Below are 20,675 nucleotides of genomic sequence, written 5' to 3' on the forward strand. Positions count from 1 at the left end.
TTAGCCGGGCTGGTTCTTACCGCTATTTTTGCGAATATCAATAACCATACCAGTACTCTGCGTTACGAGAACTTCCAGGCTTTTTACTGCAACGTCTCGTGCATGTAGCAGTGAGTCTGCCGGTTCCTCGCCAAAATTAACGGTTCTCATCGGCGTTGCGGTTCGCTCAGGATTAATGCAGTTCACTTTGACTTTATCCTCAATCCACTCTTCTGCCAGCGCCTGAGTCAAATTGACTACCGCAGCTTTTGCAGAGGAGTAAAGGGCATAAAAGGCCCGTCCGCGCGTATAGGAACTGGATGTAAAATTCAATAACATGCCGGAATTACAGGTTAAGCGCTCTTTTGCCGCAATCGCCACGTTTACTGCCCCGAGATAATTAATGTTAATCAGCGCCATAACTTCTTGCTGAGTTAGCGTGGAAAGCGGTTTCTTAATTAATATACCCGCAGTGTTGACGATATAATCAATATTGCCATGATCGGCAATGATGTTATTTAAATAGTTTTTAATGCTGTCGAGCTGAGTGATATCGATATCATTATGTGAACGGCTGGCAATATGCACTTTTGCCCCGCACAGCGTGGCAACTTTCATCATCTCCAAACCAATTCCACTACCGCCACCAAAAATAACCATATGCTTATCGCGCAGGAAATCGAGATTTGCGGTATTCAGCGAGTGTGAACTTCTTTCCTGCAGCAATTTCTCTGCGATATAGAGATCAAGTGGATGGGTGATTTTGATATTGTCCTCATCGCCCTCGACGGTAATTACACGCGTTTCAGGCAACATATTACGCAGCACGCCGCAGTCGCAGGTAAACGTAAACTTACCCATGGCCGCCGCTTTCTCATAAGCCTGACGAATTTTATCGAGACGGAATGCCTGAGGTGTCTGGCCACGGCGCATGCTGGCACGATGAGGAATATTGGCAATGCAGCCATCATCGTGCACTTCTACTAAGGTATCTGCTGAGGGGATCACCACATCAACGGCATCAAAGGATTCCAGAGCATCTACACAATTGCGAATTATTGCGTCGCTAATTAATGGCCGCACGGCATCATGCAGTAAGATTTTGCATTGACCGTCATAGTTGATAAGGGTTTTCAGTGCGGAATATGTCGAGTCAAAACGTTCTTTACCGCCGTTCACCACTTTACTAACTTTATGCCACTGATTTTTAGCCACCAGTTCCCACACATAATCGATGTACTCATTTTGCGAGACAATAATAATCTCATCAATGTCGACCGAAGTTTCAAAACGCTCGATGGTGTATTCAATCACCGCACGTCCCGCCAACTTAGCAAATTGTTTCGGCTTGTCACTGCCAAAGCGGGTGCCTGTACCGCCAGAAAGTATTATGGCTACATTTTTCATTTTTTATTCCGCCGGTTGCGGTCTGAGTGATGAACAAATAATTTCAGTGATCTTCTCGCCCGCCGTTTTCTTTTCTATCTGCAGTTCCTCATACAGCACCTGTTCCCGGCGAATTTTCATTGCATCGCGCCCCGCGACAATATTGTCAACAAAGTTGAAAATATCCTCCTCACACCAGGCCACGTCGTAGGCGTCATAAATGAAATCTGCAGTGCGGTTCAAACCGTGACATGTTTCGTGAGTGAGATAGAGGATGGGTTTTTTTGACGGCAGATATTCCAGCAGGAAGGAACCGGCGTCCGCGATGAGTGCATCGGAACGTGCAAAAGTAAGCGTGTAATCATGCCCGTGATCCCACTCGAGATTGGCGTGTTGCTGTGCTGCGCGCAGTAACTGCTGATAAAGGCTTTGCGCCGTTGGGCTGGCTTCGCCTATCCATTGGCTTAGCAGCGGATGAGGGCGAATAATCAGATGAATATCCTGACGCTCAATCAGCTTCAGGAACGCGCTGCCGTAAAGGTTGAAAGTGGTGTACATCTTCTGGTCGCCCGGCAACACGAAATGCGGTGTCCACAGGAAGGTGGTTACTGTGCGTGGCTGCGGCTTGTCTGAAAGAGGGAAACGACGCTGGTAGTGGTCAAATTTGGGATGGCCGGTAACGTGCACATGGCGATTTCCTGCCTGACATTGCAGTGCAAACTCAGCTTTATGTTTTTCTGAACGGGCAAATATCCACGTCGCCAGATTCTGACAGAGCAAATTATATTGATACACCATACTTTCAGCGCCAATTCCGGTGTCGAGCGCGTAAGGGATGTAGGCGATTTTCACGCCGCGTTCATGCAGGTAGTCGCTGCGAAAGGCTTCGGGTCGCGCTTCGTCGTAAGGGTTTTGCAAGAACACCACATCCGGCTGACGCTCCTCCAATTGATAATCTTCAAAACCTGTGTAATCGAGCCCTCTTTCGCGCAGAATATCACGCTGAATATCGCCATTAACATCGCTGGCTTTCCAGTTCAGGTAAGGCACAACTACGATGCGGCAATCGAAGGCGGAATTAGCCTGCATCGCCTCAATCACCGATTCAAAGTTTGTCCAACCCGGCGGCCACTGAAAGTAAAAATCGACCTTAATTGGACCGCTAATGGAGGGCGTGAATTTGGCGGGCGCAACGATTTGACTCAACGGCTTCCTGAAGAGGGCGCGGTAATCTACCGTTCTATTTTCGATATCGCTTTTGTCGAGCCGTTGTGCACCAGCGTTGGGGAACATGCCCAGCCACAGATCCTGCTGCATCAAGCTATTCCAGTGCACATCAAGGGCATATTGTGCCTGCGCGCCACCTTGCAATTGTGCCTGAAGCGCTGCGCGATAGTTTTCAATCAGCGTGGCGTAATAGCGGTGATTGACGATATATGCGCAGGCGCACCACGCGAAGTTAGCGCGCACGATATATTCCACGCTTTTCAGCGGCGTCACGCGACGATAATTGGCCGCCAGAAAAGCCACTTGCCAGTTGATTTGCGGCAGGGCGGCAAAGTAGCGGTTGAGATTGTCATAATTCGCCTGGTTTTCATCAAAGCTGAAGTCATCTTCCAGAATCAGCACCCGCTCCCAGCCGTTATCGCGTGCCATCTCCAGCGCGGCAATATGCGATTGCGTGCAGCCGATGTACCCCTTTTCATGCTTGATCGCATCCAGACGAACGATTTTTTCAGGGGTTAGACCCAACTTTTTAAGTTGTTTAGTGATGCGGGTTAATCGGTCTTTGCGTTTCTTCAAATTGATGAAAATGACGCGATCAACAATGTTCCAGTTTATAACTGCCATGACGGTTTCTGTAGGAAGGAGAGTGCATGACATAAGCAATTAGCGGGCCAGATTTTAACTTGATGATTTTATTCATTATTGTTAATTGTGAGCTCTATCCGGATGAAATGAATTTCCGCTTTGCGGCAGTGCAATTTCCCGATTGCTGGCCTCCGCTCCCTTCATCGCTAATTTATTATTCGCGATCATGAATATGCGCGATCTGGCTGTAAACGCCGCGCTAACGGGCATTAGTCGTTGCGAATGTGGCGTTATTTCGCCTAAAATCCGTGCGTCATAATAATCATTCTCGTTTGTATTCACCTGCATCGACTTTTTTCGAGAGACCTCATTTATGAATACGCGAAACACCAATCCTTGTTTTTTACGCCCGCGTTCGCTGGCTTGGCTTATTTCACTGACTCTGGGTACGTTCAGCGTGCAGGCGTTGGCAGAAGATACCGTGGTTGTCAGTGCCGATGGCGGCAGCGGCGTGGCGCAAGAGAATGCATGGGGCCCGTCGCCAACCATCGCGGCCAAACGCAGCGCCACCGGCACCAAAACCGATACACCGATTGAAAAGAACCCGCAGTCGATCTCTGTAGTCACGCAAGAAGAGATGGCGATGAAAAACGTCACCAGCGTGAAAGGGGCTTTCAACTATACGCCTGGCGTATTGACCGGCAACCGCGGTAGCTCCAATGTCATCGATGCGCTTTCTATTCGCGGCTTCAGCGAAACCAACACCAACCAATATCTTGATGGCCTGAAACTGCAGGGCGATAACTACTCTGAGTTTGCTATCGATCCCTATTTCCTCGAGCGCGCTGAGCTGCTGCGCGGTCCGGTTTCGGTGCTGTACGGCAAGAGCAATCCGGGCGGCGTCGTTTCGCTGGTGAGTAAGCGTCCGACGCAGGAGACGCTGCGTGAAGTGCAGTTCCAGATGGGCACCAATAATCAGTTCTCCACCGGTTTCGACTTCGGCGGCTCGCTGGATGATGACGGCGTTTACAGCTATCGCCTGACCGGCCTCGCGCGCAGCGCCGATGCGCAGCAGGAGATGAACAAAGAGAAGCGCTACACCATTGCGCCATCGTTCAGCTGGCGTCCGGATGAGAACACGCGTTTTGATCTGCTGACCTACTTCCAGAACGAACCGGAAACCGGCTATTACGGCTGGTTGCCGCGTCAGGGCACAGTGGTGGGCATTACGCGTCCTGACGGCAGCAGTTACAAGCTGCCGACCAACTTTGATGAAGGCGAAGACAGCAACAAGATTTCGCGCAACACCAAGATGGTGGGCTACAACTTCGAACACAGCTTCAACGATACCTGGACGGTGCGACAGAATCTGCGCTATGCCGATCTGAGAACGGATTATCGCAGTATTTATGGCAATGGTTATCTGCCTGAAACACAACAAATTACTCGTGGTACAGCATTCTCAAATGAGAAACTGAACCAGTTTGCCGTTGATAACCAGGTTCAGGCTAAATTTGCCACCGGTGCCGTAGATCATACTTTGTTGATGGGGGTGGATTATCAGCGTACCCGCAATGATATTGATGCTGCCTTTGGCAGCGCCGCACCGATCAGTGCAATCAATCCGCAATATGGCAATGACGCGGTTATCGGTACGCCATTCCCGTATCAATATCTAAACCGTCAGGAACAAACTGGCCTCTACTCCCAGGATCAAATGGAGTGGAACCGTTGGGTGCTGACATTAGGCGGTCGCTATGATTACGCGATGACCTCGGCATTGAACCGTAACGGTAATACAGAAGAGAAAAATCACGATCAGGCCTTCACCTGGCGCGGTGGTTTGAACTATGTGTTTGATAACGGCATCGCGCCGTATTTCAGCTATAGCGAATCGTTTATTCCTACTGCGGGTACCACTTCCAGCGGCCAACCATTTGACCCTTCACGCGCTAAGCAGTATGAAGCGGGTGTGAAATATGTGCCAAAAGATCGTCCGATTGTTATTACGGGTGCGGTCTATCAGCTCACGAAAACGAAGAACCTCACAGCCGATCCCGATAGTCTGCAATTCAGCGTGCAGGGTGGTGAAATCCGTTCGCGCGGCGTGGAGTTAGAAGCCAAAGCGGCGGTAAATGCCAATATCAACCTGACAGCCGCTTACTCTTACACCGATGCCGAATATACGCATGACACCTTGCTGAAAGGCAAAACGCCGGTGCAGGTGCCGAAGCATATGGCCTCACTGTGGAGCGATTACACCTTCCATGAGACCGCGCTATCGGGTGTCACCGTGGGTGCCGGTGTGCGTTATGTCGGCGAGAGCAAAGGGTTGTACGCCAGCGGCGACGATGCGAACCAAAACTTCGACGTCGCCGGTTACACCACGGTTGATGCCGCGCTGAAATACGATCTCGCACGCTTTGGCATGCCGGGATCAAGCATCGGCGTTAACGTCAATAACCTGTTCGATCGTGAATACGTCGCCAGCTGCTACCGCGATTACGCCTGTTACTGGGGCGCTGAGCGCCAGATCGTCGGTACTGCGACCTTCCGTTTCTAATCGTGTTACGTAGGTCGCCATCAATGGCGACCCTACAGATTAACCAGGGATTATCATGCAGCATCCGCACCACGCAGAAACCACCTTCAGGCTGGATAACGTCAGTTTTCGTGTGCCAGGCCGCACGCTGCTTCATCCGCTGTCGCTAACATTTGCACCGGGTAAAGTCACCGCGTTGATTGGTCATAACGGTTCCGGCAAATCCACGCTGTTGAAAATGCTTGGTCGTCACCATGCGGCGAGTGAAGGGCGCGTATTGCTGAATGAGGACGCGGTCGATAACTGGGGCAGCAAAGATTTTGCGCGCCAGGTAGCGTATCTGCCGCAGCAGCTGCCAGCGGCGGAAGGCATGACGGTACGCGAGCTGGTGGCGATTGGCCGCTATCCGTGGCACGGCGCGCTGGGCCGTTACGGTCAGGAAGATCGCGATCGGGTGGATGAAGCGATTACGCTGGTGGGATTAAAACCTTTTGCCGGTCGTCTGGTGGATAGCCTTTCAGGCGGCGAGCGTCAGCGTGCCTGGCTGGCGATGCTGGTGGCGCAGAACAGTCGCTGCCTGCTGCTGGATGAACCGACGTCGGCGCTGGATATCGCCCATCAGGTTGATGTGCTGGCACTGATTCTGCGTCTCAGCCGCGAACGTGGGCTGACGGTGATTGCGGTGCTACACGATCTCAACATGGCGGCGCGCTATTGCGATCGTTTGGTGGCGCTGCGCGGTGGCGAAGTGATTGCCGAAGGCGGCCCCGAGGTGATCATGCAGGCCGATGTGCTGGGCAACATTTACGGTATTCCGATGGGCATTTTGCCGCATCCGCTGGGCGGCGCGCCCGTCAGTTTCGTTTATTAAGGCCTCGCCATGTTCGACATTTCTCGCCGCCGCCTGCTGACGGCGCTGGCGCTTTCCCCGTTGATGTCCGTGTTGCCGCTGCGTGCCGCCGTGCCAGATGCGCAGCGCATTCTGGCGCTTGAGTGGTTGCCGGTGGAGCTGCTGATGGCGCTTGGCGTGACGCCACTCGGCGTGGCCGACATGCACAACTACAACATTTGGGTCGGCGATCCGCAGCTGCCGTCCGGCGTTATCGATCTCGGTCTGCGCACCGAACCCAATCTGGAGCTGATGACGCAGCTCGAACCTTCGCTCATTCTGCACTCCAATGGTTACGGCCCGGCGCTGGATAAGCTGCAGCGCATCGCGCCGACCATGGGTTTTGACCTTAATAGCGGCGACGGCAAACCGCTCAGCACCGCGCGTCACTCGCTGCAGGCGCTCGGCGCGCGTCTTGGCCGTGAAGCGCAGGCCGTGCAGCATCTGCAGTATGTGGATGAGCAGCTGGCGGCGGCGCGTGAACGCCTCAAACCGTGGGCCGATCGTCCGGTGCTGCTGATGTCGCTGATGGACAGCCGCCACGCGATTACCTTCGGTAAAAACAGTCTGTTCCTCGAAGTGATGGAGATCCTTGGCTTGAGCAACGCGTGGCAGGGCGAAACCAACTTCTGGGGCAGCGCGGTGGTTGGGCTGGAGCGGCTGGCGGAAGTGGGCGATGTGCAGGTGATCTGCTTCGATCACGATAACGATCGCGATATGCAGCAAGTGATGGCTACCGCGCTGTGGCAGGCGCTGCCGTTTGTGCGCGCGCAGCGTTTCCAGCGCGTGCCGGCGGTCTGGTATTACGGCGCAACCTATTCGGCGCTGAAATTTGTCCGCGTGCTGGAACACGCGCTGGAGTCGCACTGATGCGCAATCGTCTCTTTCCCGTCGCGCTGCTGAGTGCGGTCTTTCTGCTGGCGCTGGCCTTAACCTTGATCAATCTGCGCCAGGCGCTGCCGAGCGAGCAGTGGTCACAGGCGTTTTTCGCGCCTGACATCAACAATATTCAGCAAGTGGTGTTTCATCACAGTTTGCTGTCGCGACTGGCGCTGTCGCTGCTGGTTGGCGCGGGCCTTGGCCTCGCCGGTTTGCTGTTTCAACAGGTGCTGCGTAATCCGCTGGCGGAACCCACCACGCTGGGCGTGTCGTCGGGCGCTCAGCTGGGGATTACCGTCGCGACCTTATGGCATTTGCCGGGTGGCGAGCTCACGCAGCAGTTTGCGACGATGGGCGGCGCGGTGCTGGTCGGCATTCTGGTATTCGGGGTTGCCTGGGGCAAACGTCTGTCGCCAGTAACGCTGATCCTGGCTGGGCTGGTATTGAGTTTGTACGCCGGTTCAGTGAATCAAATCTTCGCTATCTTCAATCACGATCAGCTGCAAAACATGTTCCTGTGGAGCACCGGCGCGCTCAACCAGCTGGATGGACACAACGTGGCCCAACTGTGGCCGCGTCTGCTGCTGGCGTTTGTGGTGGCGCTGTCGCTGCTGCGCCCGCTGACGTTGATGGGGCTCGACGATGGCGTAGCGAAAAACCTCGGTCTGGCGCTGTCGGCGGCGCGTATTGCCGCGCTGGCGCTGGCGATTTTGCTTAGCGCGCAGTTGGTCAATGTTGCGGGCATCATCGGCTTTATTGGCCTGTTTGCGCCGCTGCTGGCGAAGATGCTCGGCGGACGTCGCCTGATCAGTCGCATGATGCTGGCCCCGTTGATCGGTGCGCTGCTGTTGTGGCTGGCCGATCAGTGCGTGCTGTGGCTCACCAGCCACTGGCGCGAAGTCTCTACCGGCACGGCGACCGCGCTGATCGGCGTGCCGATTCTGCTGTGGCTGTTGCCGCGCTTGCGTACCGGATCGGTGCCGCCGGCGCTTAATCAGGGCGATAGCGTGCCGGCTGAGCGGCAGAACGTCTTGCGCTGGTGTCTGATTGGATTACTGGTTCTGGGCATATTCAGCTGGGTTGGCATTACCTTTGGTCGCGATGCGCACGGCTTTACGTGGGTGGGCGGCGATATGCTGCAGCAGCTGCTGCCGTGGCGCGCACCGCGCGTATTGGCCGCGCTGATTGTCGGCATGATGCTCGGCGTGGCAGGTGCGCTGATCCAGCGTCTCACCGGCAATCCGATGGCGAGCCCTGAAGTGCTGGGCATTAGCTCGGGTGCGGCGTGTGGCGTGGTGGTGATGATGTTCTTTGTGCCGGGCGATGCGGTGGCGTGGCTGTTGCCTGCCGGTGCGCTGGGCGCAGCATTGACGTTGATGATTATTATGCTGGTGGCGAGTCGCGGCGGCTTCTCGCCGGAACGTATGTTGCTGGCGGGTATGGCGCTCAACAGCGCGTTCGTCACTATTCTGATGGTACTGCTGGCCAGCGGCGATCCGCGCATGGGCGGCTTGCTGAGCTGGATTTCCGGTTCAACCTACAACATCAATATGCAGCAGGCGGTGCAAAGCGCGGTGGTGGGTTTGGTGCTGATTGCGCTGGCACCACTGGCAAGTCGCTGGTTAACCTTGTTGCCACTCGGCAGCGCCACCGCGCGTTCGGCGGGCATGGCGTTGACCACTTCTCGCCTTAGCTTGCTGTTGCTGGCGGCGGCATTGACCGCCACGGCAACCTTAACCATCGGGCCGCTGAGTTTTATCGGGCTGATGGCACCGCATATCGTGCGTATGCTTGGGTTCCGCCGTGCGTTACCGCAGGTGTTGATGGCCGGTTTGTTGGGCGGCGGTTTGATGATTTTCGCCGACTGGTGCGGCAGGATGCTGGCGTTTCCGGATCAGATTCCAGCCGGGTTGATGGCGACCTTCTTCGGTGCGCCGTATTTTATCTGGTTGTTGCGGCGGGCTTAATGTTGGTCGCCATTAATGGCGACCCTACGAAAATGCGTAGGATCGCATTTAGCAATTTTACAGTTTCGCGAAGCTGCGACGTGCGGCATCGATGGTGCGCTGAATATCTTCTTTGCTGTGCGCCAGCGACATAAAGCCGGCTTCGAAAGCGGATGGCGCGAGGTAAACGCCTTCTTCCAGCATCAGGTGGAAGAAGCGCTTGAAGCGTTCAACGTCACACTGAGTCACGTCCTGGTAGCAGGTGACTTCATCGGCGTCGGTGAAGAAAATCCCGAACATGCCGCCCACGTGGTTGATCACCAGCGGAATGTTTTCGGCTTTCGCTGCGGCCAGCAAGCCTTGCGCTAACTGCGTGGTCAGATCGGTCAGCGTGCTGTGCGTACCTGGCTGCGCAATCTGCGACAGACATGCAAAGCCCGCCGCCATGGCAATCGGGTTACCGGACAAAGTACCGGCCTGATAAACCGGACCGGTTGGCGCCAGCGCATCCATCACATCGCGACGACCACCAAAAGCACCAACAGGCATGCCGCCGCCGATGATTTTACCCAGGCAGGTCAGATCGGGCGTCACGTCGTAATACGCTTGAGCACCGCCCAGCGCGACACGGAAGCCGGTCATCACTTCGTCGATGATCAGCAGCGCGCCGAATTCGTCACACAGCGCACGCAGGCCCGGCAGGAAGTCCGGCTGCGGTGGAATGCAGTTCATGTTACCCGCGACCGGCTCAACGATGATGCAGGCGATATCCTCAGGATATTGCTCGAAAGCCGCACGCACGGTGCTGAGATCGTTGTAGGTGCAGGTCAGCGTGTGTTTTGCGAAATCTGCCGGTACGCCCGGCGAGTTTGGCTGGCCCAGCGTCAGCGCGCCGGAACCGGCTTTCACCAGCAGGCAGTCGGCGTGGCCGTGATAGCAGCCTTCGAACTTGATGATTTTGTCGCGATGGGTGAAGCCGCGCGCCAGGCGAATGGCGCTCATGGTGGCTTCGGTGCCGGAGTTAACCATGCGCACCATGTCCATGCTAGGCACCAGCTCGCACACCAGCTCGGCCATTTTTACTTCCATCTCGGTCGGCGCGCCGAAGCTCAGACCGCGCGCGGCGGCTTCAATCACCGCGTTACGGATGTTGGCGTTGTTGTGACCCAGCACCATCGGGCCCCACGAACCGACATAATCGATATAGCCTTTGCCGTCGGCGTCATACAGATACGCACCGTCAGCGCGTTCGATGAACAGCGGCACACCGCCTACACCGGTAAATGCACGTACCGGAGAGTTCACACCGCCGGGGATCAGGCGTTGCGCTGCGGCATACAGGTTTTCGGACTTACTCATTGTTCTGCTCCTGCTGTTCGGGAAAAAATCTGGCGCCATTCTACGGGAATAAAGGCTTGCGCTAAAGTTTAGGGTATATACTTTCCTGCGCATACGGCGGCACGCAGTGTCAAGCTTGAGACTTGATTGCACTGGACGGCTGGCAGATAATAGCGAAATTAAGGTCGTTTTCTGACCTCGACGTTTACCCGGAGTAAAAGATGAGTGACGACTTAGCAGCGCTGCCTTTGCAATTCACTGATGCAGCAGCAAAAAAAGTGAAAAACCTGATTTCTGATGAAGAGAATCCTGAGCTGAAATTGCGCGTCTATATTACCGGCGGCGGTTGCAGCGGTTTCCAGTACGGCTTCACCTTTGACGATCAAATGAATGACGGCGACATGACCATCGAGAAACAAGGCGTGGCGCTGGTGGTGGATCCAATGAGCCTGCAATATCTGGTGGGCGGTTCCGTGGATTACACCGAAGGCCTGGAAGGTTCACGTTTTATCGTGACCAACCCGAATGCCAAAACCACCTGTGGTTGCGGTTCTTCCTTCAGCATCTAATGCTGCTTCTGGCTGCCGTTCTGGTAGCCAGATTCCTACCACTCAATTGTCACTAAACGCGCAGATTCACGGCGCGTGGCATCGCGTTTTAACACACGTTCGGTAATGCGCGGCTGCGCGCTGAAATGGCGTCCACAATCCACCGTCGGCAGAGTGTGTTCATTCTGGCGTGAGATATCGCAACGCGAGAATAACGTCAAGGTGACGGCGATAGAGCCGGTCGACGTGGCCGCACTCAGTGGTGCAGCGATCACGAGCCCTATGGCCAGCAGCAGTGCTCTGGTCATGAATAGTTCCTGGTGAAGACAAAATTGCGCTAAGCGCTAAAAATGGGCACAGAGCATACGTGGCCGCTGCGCCTTGTATTATGATTTACGACAATTTCTGCCGGATCTTTAATCTTTATTGGTGCTTTTTTTCGTCGGATGTAAATCTGCACACAGCTGTTTCGCCGCCAGCAGCATGCGAGGCCCCGGACGGCTCAGCCAGTCGTCATTGATGGCGATCACCGGCACATCCAGCTGCGGCTGCCAGAATTTGGCAATGCTGGCGGCGTGTGCGGCGTTACCGCCAATCACAATCGCCTGCGGATGGCGCATCAGTACTTGTTCACGGCTCACCTGCGGCCAACTGACGCTGCTATCGGCAAAAATATTCCTGCCGCCGCAAAGTTCAATGACCTGGTTTTGCATGGTGTTACGCGAAGCCGTAAACAGCGGCTGCTGACCAAACTGCAAAAACAGCGGGATCGGCGTACTTTGCTGATATTGCTTACGCAGCGCCGCTTCCTGCGCGCGTAATGCCTGCGCCGCATCAATGGCTTGCTGCGGCTGCGGACTCCAGCGCTGTAACGCCGCCAGCGCATCGATCATTTGATCAATGGTTTGTGGATCGATCCACTCAACCTTAATCCCGAAACGTTGCAGCTGTTCGATTTGTCGCTGCGGATTACCGCCACGCCACGCCAGCACCACATCCGGCTTGAGTTGCAGAATGCGTTCTACTTTGATGCCTTGCCAGTTCGCCACCTGTTCCAGCCCGTTAGCCTGCGCGGGATAATCGGAGAAGGCGCTGACGGCCAGCGGCGTAATGCCCGCGGCGAAAGCCAGTTCGGTCAGATGGGGCGAAAGCGTAATAACGCGCGGCGCGGCGGCGAACAGGCTGTTGCACAGCAGCAACAGCCCAAGCAGCAGAGTTTTAGCCACGCGCCAGCTGAACCAGCAGGTTTTCAACCATCAGTGAAGACTGTTTTGCCGCAACGCTGAGGAACTCGTCAAAGCTCAGGTGTGATTCCTGATCGGCGACGTCAGAAATCGCGCGCACCACCACAAAAGGCACCCTGAACTGATGGCAAACGTGACCGATCGCGGTCGCTTCCATCTCCACTGCAATCGCCTGCGGGAAGGTGGTGCGGATACGCGCCAGCGGTGCAGCACCGTTGATAAAGGCATCGCCGCTCACTACCAAACCGCGTACCGCGTTGAGGTCGAGCTGCTTGATAACCCGCTCAGCGGCGGCAATCAGTTTGTCATCTGCCACGAAAGCCGCGGGGCAACCGGCCATCTGGCCTGGCTCGTAACCGAAGGCGGTGACGTCGGCGTCGTGATAGCGCACTTCATCGGACACCACGATATCGCCCACTTTCAGCGTTGGCGCCAATCCGCCAGCAGAACCGGTGTTGATCACTACATCCGGCTTGCATAGCTGGAGCAGCAAGGTGGTGCCGAGCGCGGCAGCCACTTTACCGATGCCTGATTTCAGCAGCGCCACTTCAACACCGTTCAGCGTGCCGGTGTAAATTTCGCAGCCGGCCAGCGTCAGTGTCTGGCGGTTTTCGATTTTGTCACGCAGCAGAGTAACTTCCTGCTCCATCGCGCCAATAATGCCTACTTTCATAAGAATCTCGCTAATTTAATGGATGTAACCCGCAAAAGTGAGGCATAGTCTAACATGGCTGATTGAGGAAGAATTCACGAAAAAATAAGGGGTAATTATGGCGACGATCAATTTCAGGAAGAAGATCAGTTTCACCCGCCCTTATACCAGCCGCAAAGATCCCGAAGGGGAATACTTTATTACCCGCCACTTTGAAAGCGATCGCGGACGTATTATTAACTCCGCCGCGATTCGTCGTCTGCAACAGAAAACTCAGGTATTCCCGCTAGAGCGCAACGCGGCGGTGCGTTCGCGTTTGACGCACTCGCTGGAAGTACAGCAAACCGGGCGTTATATCACCAAAGAGATTCTGCAAGCGCTGAAAACGCAGGGCGGCGGGCTGGCAAATTATGGACTGGATGAGTTCGAAGGTGCCTTTGAAAGCCTGATTGAGATGGCCTGTTTGCTGCACGATGTTGGCAATCCGCCGTTTGGTCACTTTGGTGAAGCGGCGATCAATGACTGGTTCGATGATAATCTGCCTGCCGAGCTGGTCGATCCGCTGGTGGCGGGTGTTGCCGATGAATCAGAGCGTTCTGCTTTTGACCAGTTAAATGCAATGATTCGTCAAGATTTATGCCATTTCGAGGGTAACGCCCAGGCGATTCGCCTGGTGCACACGCTGCTGCAACTCAATCTCAGCTATGCGCAGGTCGCCTGTATTTTGAAATATACCGCGCCCGCATGGTGGCAAGGCGATAAACCGGCTGAATTTAGCGTATTAATGAAAAAACCGGGTTTCTATTTATCTGAGCGTGAATATGTGGCTGAGTTACGCGAGGCAACGAATATAAAAGAGCACCATCGTTTTCCGCTCACCTGGATAATGGAAGCCGCCGACGATATCTCTTATTGCATTGCCGATCTGGATGACGCCGTAGAAAAAGACATCTTCCATGTTGAAACGCTGTATAAGCATTTACTCGATGCCTGGGGCACGGTAAAAACCGGCGATGTTTTCAGCCGCACCATCGGCGATGCCTGGAAAGAGGCTAATCAGAAAAAACGCCGCAGTATCAGCGATCAATTCTTTATGTCGCTGCGGGTTAACGTACAAAATGTCTTAGTTAGCCATGCGGTTAAGCGTTTCATCGACAACTTGCCGGCTATTTTCGAAGGCGATTTTAATCACGCCTTACTGGAAGATGATGGCGAAGAAGGGCGCTTGCTGAAACTGTTTAAAACGGTGGCGCGTCAGCAGGTGTTTAATCATCCGGAAGTTGAACAACTGGAATTACAGGGTTATCGGGTGATTAAAGGTTTGCTCGAAATATATCAGTCACTGCTGTTGCTGGATTACGAGCAATTTACTACCTTGATGAACGAGGATTTTCTGGCAAAGCATCCAATTGAAACCCGGCTGTTTCATAAGCTTTCCGGCAAACATCGCAAAGCCTATCAGCAACACATGCGTTCATTAATTGTTGAGCATAAATATCAGCGCCTGTTGTGGGAACGTTATTATCGTGCGCGCCTGATTCAGGACTACATTAGCGGGATGACGGACAATTATGCCTGGGATGAATATCGTCGTTTAATGGCGGTTGAATAAGCGCAGAATTGTAAAGACGAAGAACAATTTTTTACCTTTGCCTAAAACTTTATTAGGAACTTCGCGCTAAAAACTTAATCTCACCATCACGACCACAGCAATGGTCTGGCCGTAATTCTTAGAGAGACACAGATAAATGAAAAAAAACACAATTATGCTGGCGTTGGCGCTGAGTTTCGGCGCGACGGCGTTGAGCCCTGTGAGTGTATTTGCCGCAGAGACCGCTTCTTCTTCCAGCCAGCAGTTGCCAAGCCTGGCACCGATGCTGGAAAAAGTTATGCCGTCCGTGGTGAGTATCAGCGTGGAAGGCACGACGACGGTTAAAACACCGCGTATGCCACAGCAGTTCCAGCAATTCTTTGGTGATAATTCTCCGTTCTGCCAGGACGGATCACCGTTCCAGAGTTCGCCAATGTGCCAAAACGGCGCGGGCGGTGACGGCGGCGGCGCGGATGGCGGTGCTAACGCGCAGAAACAGCAGTTCCGTGCGCTCGGTTCTGGCGTGGTAATTAACGCGGATAAAGGCTATGTGGTGACTAACAACCACGTGGTGGATAACGCGACCAAAATTCAGGTTCAGCTCAGCGATGGCCGTCGCTACGATGCCAAAGTAATTGGTAAAGATCCGCAGTCAGATATCGCGCTGATTCAGCTGCAGGATGCGAAAAACCTCACCGCAATCAAAATTGCCGACTCTGACAACCTGCGCGTCGGTGATTACACCGTGGCGATCGGTAACCCGTACGGCCTCGGAGAAACCGTGACCTCGGGGATTGTTTCAGCGCTGGGTCGCAGCGGCCTGAACGTTGAAAACTATGAAAACTTCATCCAGACCGATGCGGCGATCAACCGGGGTAACTCCGGCGGCGCGTTGGTTAACCTTAACGGTGAGCTGATCGGGATTAACACCGCGATTCTGGCGCCGGACGGCGGCAACATCGGTATCGGCTTTGCGATCCCAAGTTCAATGGTGAAAAACCTGACTGCACAGATGGTTGAGTACGGCCAGGTGAAACGCGGCGAGCTGGGCATTATGGGCACCGAGCTGAACTCTGAGCTGGCGAAAGCGATGAAAGTCGATGCGCAGCGCGGCGCCTTTGTTAGCCAGGTGCTGCCGAATTCCGCAGCGGCGAAAGCCGGCGTGAAAGCGGGTGACGTAGTGGTGTCGATGAACGGTAAAGCGCTGACCAGCTTCGCGGCGCTGCGTGCAGAAGTCGGCTCGCTGCCGGTCGGCACCAAGCTGCAACTGGGTCTGCTACGCGAAGGCAAACCGGTGAACGTCACGGTTGAACTGCAGCAGAGCTCGCAGGATAAAGTGCAGTCCGCCACCATCTACACCGGCATTGAAGGTGCCGATCTCAGCAATATCGATACAAATGGCCAGAAAGGCGTGCGTGTCGATAGCGTTAAACCGGGCAGCGCAGCGGCGCGTATCGGTCTGAAGAAAGGTGACGTGATTCTCGGCGTGAACCAGCAAGCCGTGGCTAACCTTGGCGAGCTGCGTAAAGTGCTTGATACCAAACCTTCGGTGCTGGCACTGAACGTACAGCGCGGTGACAGCAGTTTGTATTTGCTGATGCAGTAAGTTTCAGGTTGTTGATAACAGGCGAGCTTCGGCTCGCCTTTTTTGTGTCTGTGCAAATGTCCGGTACTGAATGTGACGCTTACCGCAAATCCCGCATAATCCCCACGGCTATGTGCAACTGCACAATGTCAGCGCCTTAACGGATGCGTATTCTGTCTGTTCGTCCTTATCTCCGGAGTGTTTGATGGCCACCTATCATCTCGATGCGCGACTGGCTCAGGATATTGTTGCCCGCACCATGCAAATTATTGATAGCAATGTCAACGTGATGGATGCGCGCGGTCGCATCATCGGCAGTGGCGATCGTGAACGTATTGGCGAATTGCACGAAGGCGCGCTGCTGGTGCTGTCACAAGGCCGCGTGGTGGACATTGACGAAGCGGTAGCAAAACATCTGCACGGCGTGCGTCCCGGCATCAATTTGCCGCTGCGTATTGATGGCGACATCGTCGGCGTAATCGGTTTGACCGGCCAACCAGCAACGCTGCGTCATTATGGCGAGTTGGTGTGTATGACCGCTGAAATGATGCTGGAGCAGGCGCGGTTGCTGCATATGCTGGCGCAGGACAGCCGCTTGCGTGAAGAATTGGTGCTGAATCTGGTGCGCAGCGAAACCTTATCGCCAGCGCTGAGCGAATGGGCGCAGCGGCTCGGCATCGATCTCAATCAGCCGCGTGTGGTGGCGGTGGTGGAAGTGGACAGCGGCCAGCTTGGCGTCGATAGCGCCATGTCCGAACTACAGCAGCTGCAAACGCTGCTGACCACGCCGGAGCGTGACAATCTGATTGCGATTGTTTCACTCACCGAAATGGTGGTGCTGAAACCGGCACTGAATGCGCATGGCCGCTACGATCAGGACGATCATCGTCGTCGCGTGGATCAACTGCTGCAACGCATGAAAGAGAGCGGACAGGTGCGTATGCGTATCGCGCTCGGCAACTACTTTACCGGTCCCGGCAGCATCGCACGTTCGTACCGTACCGCGCGCACCACCATGATGGTGGGCAAACAGCGCATGCCGGAACAGCGCAGCTATTTTTATCAGGATCTGGTGCTGCCAGTGCTGCTCGACAGTTTACGCGGGGGCTGGCAGGCCAACGAACTGGCGCGCCCGCTGGCGAAGCTGAAAAGTATGGATAACAATGGTTTGCTGCGGCGTACATTGGTGGCGTGGTTTAGCCATAATGTGCAACCCAGCGCTACGGCGCGCGCGCTGTTTATTCACCGCAACACGCTGGAGTATCGCCTCAATCGTATTTCCGAGCTTACCGGTCTCGATCTGGGCAACTTCGACGATCGTTTGTTGCTGTATGTGGCGCTACAACTGGATGAGCAAAGTTAATGAGAAACCTGTGGATTGTGCTGCTGTGGCTGTATAGCGCGCTAAGTGTGGCTAACGATCCGGTCTTTCTCTCTTTAAACGATCTTCAGCGGATTAAGCAGCAGCTGGCACATCATCAAGCTGCGCCGCCCACGATCGATGCCTGGCATCAGTTAAAGCAGCAGGCGGATAACGCGCTGAAACACCCCAATCCCAGCGTCACCGATAAAGGTATGCTGCCGCCGAGCGGCTCGAAGCAGGATTATTTAAGCCTGAGCGCTTATTGGTGGCCGGACGACAGCAGCGCAGACGGCTTGCCGTGGCAGCGTCGCGACGGCGAAGTGAATCCCGCCAGTAAGAATGAACAAAGTGATGGTGTGCGGCTGGCGCGCTTTACCGCTGATTTTCAGGCACTGACGCTGGCCTGGTATTTTTCTGGCGATCAACGTTATGCCGATAAAGCGCTAGCGATGATGCGCCATTGGTTTATCGATCCCGCCAGCCGCATGCATCCGAATCTAAACTTTGCGCAGGGAATTCCGGGCCGATCCTCAGGCCGCCATGATGGCGTGCTGGATGGACGCTACTTTGCCACGCGCGTGGTGGATGCGCTGACTTTGCTGCGTAGTGCGCCCGGTTGGCAGCCAGCCGATCAGCAGGCGATGCATTTTTGGTTTAGCGAGTATCTGCACTGGCTGCGGCACAATCCGTTAGCACTGAGAGAAGCGGCGGCGGCGAATAATCATGGCAGCTGGTATTGCACGCAGGTGGCGGGAATTGCCTGGTATCTCGGCGATCGTGAGACGGTTAAAGCGATGGTGGGGCTGGCACGCAGTAAAATTGCGCTGCAAATCCGAGCCGATGGCAGCCAGCCCGCAGAGTTAGCGCGCACGCGATCCTTCCATTACAGCTACTTCAATCTGCAGGCGCTTACTGCATTGGCACAGTTGGCCGGTAAAGCGGGATTGGGTGATTTGTGGCATAGCAGGCAACAGCAAAGCGGCTCATTGCTGGATGCGCTGGACATGATGGCGCCGTACAGCGATGCCAGTAAAGTCTGGCCGTGGAAAAACCGCGATCGGGTGAGCCAACGCATCATTCCGCTGCTTTCAATGGCCGACAACAGTTTGCAGCAGCCGCGTTATCAGCAGTGGATCAGGCAGACGCAATGGAAAGATCAAAACAGCGGGGCGGTGATGCAGGCACAGCGCGATACGTGGCTGCTTTCGCTGCCTTATCAGCAGCCATAAAAAAGGCCAGCATTAGCTGGCCTGTTTTCAAAAGCGAACAATTATTTATTGCGGGTCAGCTGGTCGAGGTCTGATTCGATCTCAGCGATTTTGTTAGAGACCACGCTTTCCAGATGGCGCAGATCCGCCAGAATTTTACGCTTCAGATCCACTTCAACCTGGTCGCGCTGGCAAATCTGGTCCAGCTCATCGATCACGTAACGCAGGTTCGGGCTGATTTCCTGCACTTCTTTGTAACCCTGGCTGGTGTGATCGGCGACGACGGTTTTGCGCTGACGTGGATATTTGAATTTCACGCTTTTAGCGAAGAATTCACCTTTGTCTTTGCGGAAGTAGATTTTAAGAATGTCGTTGTTAGCTTCCTGACGCAGGCTGTAACGGTCGATGTCTTCAGGAGAGCTGATACCTAAGCTTTTCAGGTTGTCGTACATAGCGTTTATATTCCATCTAAGAGTGGGTGAGCGCGCAGGACTATCATCATCATTCGGGATGCAGCAGAAACGCGGCAACCGGAACGCTTACGGCATACTTAATCAACTGTAGACACAAAAACCGGGATGAACAGTGCGCGACCGGAGTTAACTTGGCGCGGATTATGAACTGTTTGAAAAATAAACGCACGTGTTAATTCGCGGCGCGAAACAGGTAATTCAGGCGGGAGTGTAAACAAATAATTACGGGCCTGTAGCCAGGCCCGTCGGGAAGATTTACAGGCAGGAAAAGCTTAGTCGATGCTGCGCAGCAATTCGTTAATGCCTGTTTTGCTGAGGGTTTTAGCATCAACTTTCTTCACGATCACCGCGCAGTACAGGCTGTAGCTACCATCTTTTGACGGCAGGTTGCCTGAAACCACTACCGAACCCGCAGGTACGCGACCGTAATGCACTTCGCCGGTTTCGCGGTCAAAGATTTTGGTGCTCTGGCCGATGTAAACGCCCATTGAGATCACTGAACCTTCTTCAACAATGACGCCTTCAACGATTTCTGAACGTGCGCCGATGAAGCAGTTATCTTCGATGATGGTTGGATTGGCCTGCAGCGGCTCCAGCACGCCACCGATGCCCACGCCGCCTGACAGGTGGACGTTTTTACCGATCTGCGCGCAAGAACCCACGGTCGCCCAGGTATCAACCATGGTGCCTTCATCAACGTAAGCGCCGATGTTGACGTAAGAAGGCATCAGCACGGTGTTACGCGCGATGAATGCGCCCTGACGCACAGCAGCCGGTGGCACTACGCGGAAACCGGCATTTTTGAAACGCGCTTCATCCCAGCCAGCAAACTTCATTGGCACTTTGTCGTAAAAGCGAGTTTCAGAACCTTCCATGACCTGGTTGTCGTTGATGCGGAACGACAACAGCACCGCTTTCTTCAGCCACTGATGCGTTACCCACTCACCGTTGATCTTTTCAGACACGCGCAGTTCACCGCTATCCAGCAGGCCAATAACCTGGGTGATAGCATCGCGGGTCGCGCTGTCTACGCTAGATGGCGTGATGTCGGCGCGGCGTTCAAAGGCAGATTCGATAACGCTCTGTAACTGTTGCATATTTATTTCCTGATTCTGTCAAAGCGGAATGCACGCCAAATAGCGTACATAGTTAAATTACCTGGCAAACATCATTCATGGTGCAGGAAGGCGGCGACGCAGCGAATCCCCGGGAGCATACATCAGTATGTGACCGGGGTGAG

General features: G+C 54.5%; 17 protein-coding genes. 9 read left to right on the top strand and 8 right to left on the bottom strand.

What is annotated here, in order from left to right; all coding sequences use genetic code 11:
* Complete coding sequence (locus VIJ98_RS03690; protein ID WP_323272340.1) at window positions 1–1,386, bottom strand: bifunctional cytidylyltransferase/SDR family oxidoreductase; 1,386 nt, start codon at window positions 1,384–1,386, stop codon at window positions 1–3.
* A 3-nt stretch (window positions 1,387–1,389) separates the two neighbouring features.
* Complete coding sequence (locus VIJ98_RS03695) at window positions 1,390–3,216, bottom strand: glycosyltransferase family 25 protein (RefSeq protein ID WP_323272342.1); 1,827 nt, start codon at window positions 3,214–3,216, stop codon at window positions 1,390–1,392.
* A gap of 334 nt (window positions 3,217–3,550) precedes the next feature.
* Here VIJ98_RS03695 and fhuA point away from each other — a divergent pair, with 334 nt between their 5' ends.
* The 4 genes from fhuA to fhuB are packed head-to-tail and all read left to right on the top strand — an operon-like array spanning window position 3,551 to window position 9,454.
* On the top strand, window positions 3,551–5,740 hold the full coding sequence (fhuA, locus tag VIJ98_RS03700; protein ID WP_323272344.1) for a ferrichrome porin FhuA: 2,190 nt from the start codon (window positions 3,551–3,553) through the stop codon (window positions 5,738–5,740).
* 55 nt (window positions 5,741–5,795) lie between these two features.
* Complete coding sequence (fhuC, locus tag VIJ98_RS03705; RefSeq protein ID WP_323272346.1) at window positions 5,796–6,590, top strand: Fe3+-hydroxamate ABC transporter ATP-binding protein FhuC; 795 nt, start codon at window positions 5,796–5,798, stop codon at window positions 6,588–6,590.
* A 9-nt stretch (window positions 6,591–6,599) separates the two neighbouring features.
* Window positions 6,600–7,478, top strand: a complete 879-nt coding sequence (fhuD, locus tag VIJ98_RS03710; RefSeq protein ID WP_323272348.1) for a Fe(3+)-hydroxamate ABC transporter substrate-binding protein FhuD — start codon at window positions 6,600–6,602, stop codon at window positions 7,476–7,478.
* Window positions 7,478–9,454 carry a Fe(3+)-hydroxamate ABC transporter permease FhuB gene (gene fhuB / locus VIJ98_RS03715; protein WP_323272350.1) on the top strand — a complete coding sequence of 659 codons (1,977 nt, stop codon included), beginning with the start codon at window positions 7,478–7,480 and terminating at the stop codon, window positions 9,452–9,454. Before fhuD ends, fhuB begins: the two co-directional genes overlap by 1 nt.
* A 57-nt stretch (window positions 9,455–9,511) precedes the next feature.
* On the opposite strand, the gene hemL is transcribed toward fhuB, so the two are convergent.
* The gene (gene hemL / locus VIJ98_RS03720) at window positions 9,512–10,792 is read right to left on the bottom strand and encodes a glutamate-1-semialdehyde 2,1-aminomutase (protein ID WP_008108498.1); all 1,281 of its coding nucleotides are present in this window, start codon (window positions 10,790–10,792) and stop codon (window positions 9,512–9,514) included.
* 200 nt (window positions 10,793–10,992) lie between these two features.
* Between hemL and erpA the strand changes: the two genes are divergently transcribed.
* Entirely contained in the window at window positions 10,993–11,340 is a 348-nt protein-coding gene (gene erpA / locus VIJ98_RS03725) for an iron-sulfur cluster insertion protein ErpA (protein ID WP_007893884.1), read from the top strand.
* 35 nt (window positions 11,341–11,375) lie between these two features.
* Here erpA and VIJ98_RS03730 read toward each other — a convergent pair whose 3' ends face one another.
* From VIJ98_RS03730 to mtnN, 3 genes are all read right to left on the bottom strand, one after another.
* Window positions 11,376–11,627: a hypothetical protein gene (locus VIJ98_RS03730; protein ID WP_008108497.1), complete on the bottom strand. Its 252-nt coding sequence runs from the start codon at window positions 11,625–11,627 to the stop codon at window positions 11,376–11,378.
* Window positions 11,628–11,735: 108 nt separating this feature from the next.
* A complete protein-coding gene (gene btuF, locus VIJ98_RS03735) occupies window positions 11,736–12,545 on the bottom strand; it encodes a vitamin B12 ABC transporter substrate-binding protein BtuF (RefSeq protein WP_323272352.1) in 810 nt (269 codons plus the stop codon).
* A complete protein-coding gene (gene mtnN, locus VIJ98_RS03740; RefSeq protein WP_323272354.1) occupies window positions 12,538–13,236 on the bottom strand; it encodes a 5'-methylthioadenosine/S-adenosylhomocysteine nucleosidase in 699 nt (232 codons plus the stop codon). The genes btuF and mtnN overlap by 8 nt, the downstream gene beginning before the upstream one ends.
* Window positions 13,237–13,333: 97 nt before the next feature.
* On the opposite strand from mtnN, the gene dgt reads away from it, so the two are divergent.
* From dgt to VIJ98_RS03760, 4 genes are all read left to right on the top strand, one after another.
* Window positions 13,334–14,827, top strand: coding sequence for a dGTPase (dgt, locus tag VIJ98_RS03745; RefSeq protein WP_008108494.1), 1,494 nt, complete (start codon window positions 13,334–13,336; stop codon window positions 14,825–14,827).
* A gap of 136 nt (window positions 14,828–14,963) precedes the next feature.
* Window positions 14,964–16,412 (top strand): serine endoprotease DegP, encoded by a 1,449-nt coding sequence (degP, locus tag VIJ98_RS03750; protein ID WP_008108493.1) that lies wholly within the window; start codon window positions 14,964–14,966, stop codon window positions 16,410–16,412.
* Window positions 16,413–16,596: 184 nt separating this feature from the next.
* Window positions 16,597–17,754 (top strand): CdaR family transcriptional regulator, encoded by a 1,158-nt coding sequence (locus tag VIJ98_RS03755; protein WP_061718082.1) that lies wholly within the window; start codon window positions 16,597–16,599, stop codon window positions 17,752–17,754.
* Complete coding sequence (locus tag VIJ98_RS03760) at window positions 17,754–18,983, top strand: alginate lyase family protein (RefSeq protein ID WP_323272357.1); 1,230 nt, start codon at window positions 17,754–17,756, stop codon at window positions 18,981–18,983. Before VIJ98_RS03755 ends, VIJ98_RS03760 begins: the two co-directional genes overlap by 1 nt.
* A gap of 41 nt (window positions 18,984–19,024) precedes the next feature.
* Here the strand turns inward: VIJ98_RS03760 and VIJ98_RS03765 are convergent, their stop codons facing one another.
* Together VIJ98_RS03765 and dapD are read right to left on the bottom strand one after the other, a co-directional pair.
* Complete coding sequence (locus VIJ98_RS03765) at window positions 19,025–19,414, bottom strand: DUF3461 family protein (protein WP_008108490.1); 390 nt, start codon at window positions 19,412–19,414, stop codon at window positions 19,025–19,027.
* Window positions 19,415–19,707: 293 nt separating this feature from the next.
* Window positions 19,708–20,532 carry a 2,3,4,5-tetrahydropyridine-2,6-dicarboxylate N-succinyltransferase gene (gene dapD / locus VIJ98_RS03770; protein WP_008108489.1) on the bottom strand — a complete coding sequence of 275 codons (825 nt, stop codon included), beginning with the start codon at window positions 20,530–20,532 and terminating at the stop codon, window positions 19,708–19,710.
* Window positions 20,533–20,675 lie beyond the last annotated feature (143 nt).

This window comes from Pantoea sp. S18 (assembly GCF_045689705.1).
GTDB lineage: Bacteria > Pseudomonadota > Gammaproteobacteria > Enterobacterales > Enterobacteriaceae > Pantoea > Pantoea symbiotica.

Coding starts and splice junctions, on each gene's coding strand:
- fhuB (WP_323272350.1), top strand. CDS start 7,478: ATGCGCAATCGTCTCTTTCCCGTCGCGCTGCTGAGTGCGGTCTTTCTG.
- VIJ98_RS03695 (WP_323272342.1), bottom strand. CDS start 3,216: ATGGCAGTTATAAACTGGAACATTGTTGATCGCGTCATTTTCATCAAT.
- erpA (WP_007893884.1), top strand. CDS start 10,993: ATGAGTGACGACTTAGCAGCGCTGCCTTTGCAATTCACTGATGCAGCA.
- VIJ98_RS03755 (WP_061718082.1), top strand. CDS start 16,597: ATGGCCACCTATCATCTCGATGCGCGACTGGCTCAGGATATTGTTGCC.
- fhuC (WP_323272346.1), top strand. CDS start 5,796: ATGCAGCATCCGCACCACGCAGAAACCACCTTCAGGCTGGATAACGTC.
- degP (WP_008108493.1), top strand. CDS start 14,964: ATGAAAAAAAACACAATTATGCTGGCGTTGGCGCTGAGTTTCGGCGCG.
- VIJ98_RS03765 (WP_008108490.1), bottom strand. CDS start 19,414: ATGTACGACAACCTGAAAAGCTTAGGTATCAGCTCTCCTGAAGACATC.
- VIJ98_RS03690 (WP_323272340.1), bottom strand. CDS start 1,386: ATGAAAAATGTAGCCATAATACTTTCTGGCGGTACAGGCACCCGCTTT.
- dapD (WP_008108489.1), bottom strand. CDS start 20,532: ATGCAACAGTTACAGAGCGTTATCGAATCTGCCTTTGAACGCCGCGCC.
- fhuA (WP_323272344.1), top strand. CDS start 3,551: ATGAATACGCGAAACACCAATCCTTGTTTTTTACGCCCGCGTTCGCTG.
- VIJ98_RS03730 (WP_008108497.1), bottom strand. CDS start 11,627: ATGACCAGAGCACTGCTGCTGGCCATAGGGCTCGTGATCGCTGCACCA.
- VIJ98_RS03760 (WP_323272357.1), top strand. CDS start 17,754: ATGAGAAACCTGTGGATTGTGCTGCTGTGGCTGTATAGCGCGCTAAGT.
- hemL (WP_008108498.1), bottom strand. CDS start 10,792: ATGAGTAAGTCCGAAAACCTGTATGCCGCAGCGCAACGCCTGATCCCC.
- fhuD (WP_323272348.1), top strand. CDS start 6,600: ATGTTCGACATTTCTCGCCGCCGCCTGCTGACGGCGCTGGCGCTTTCC.
- dgt (WP_008108494.1), top strand. CDS start 13,334: ATGGCGACGATCAATTTCAGGAAGAAGATCAGTTTCACCCGCCCTTAT.
- mtnN (WP_323272354.1), bottom strand. CDS start 13,236: ATGAAAGTAGGCATTATTGGCGCGATGGAGCAGGAAGTTACTCTGCTG.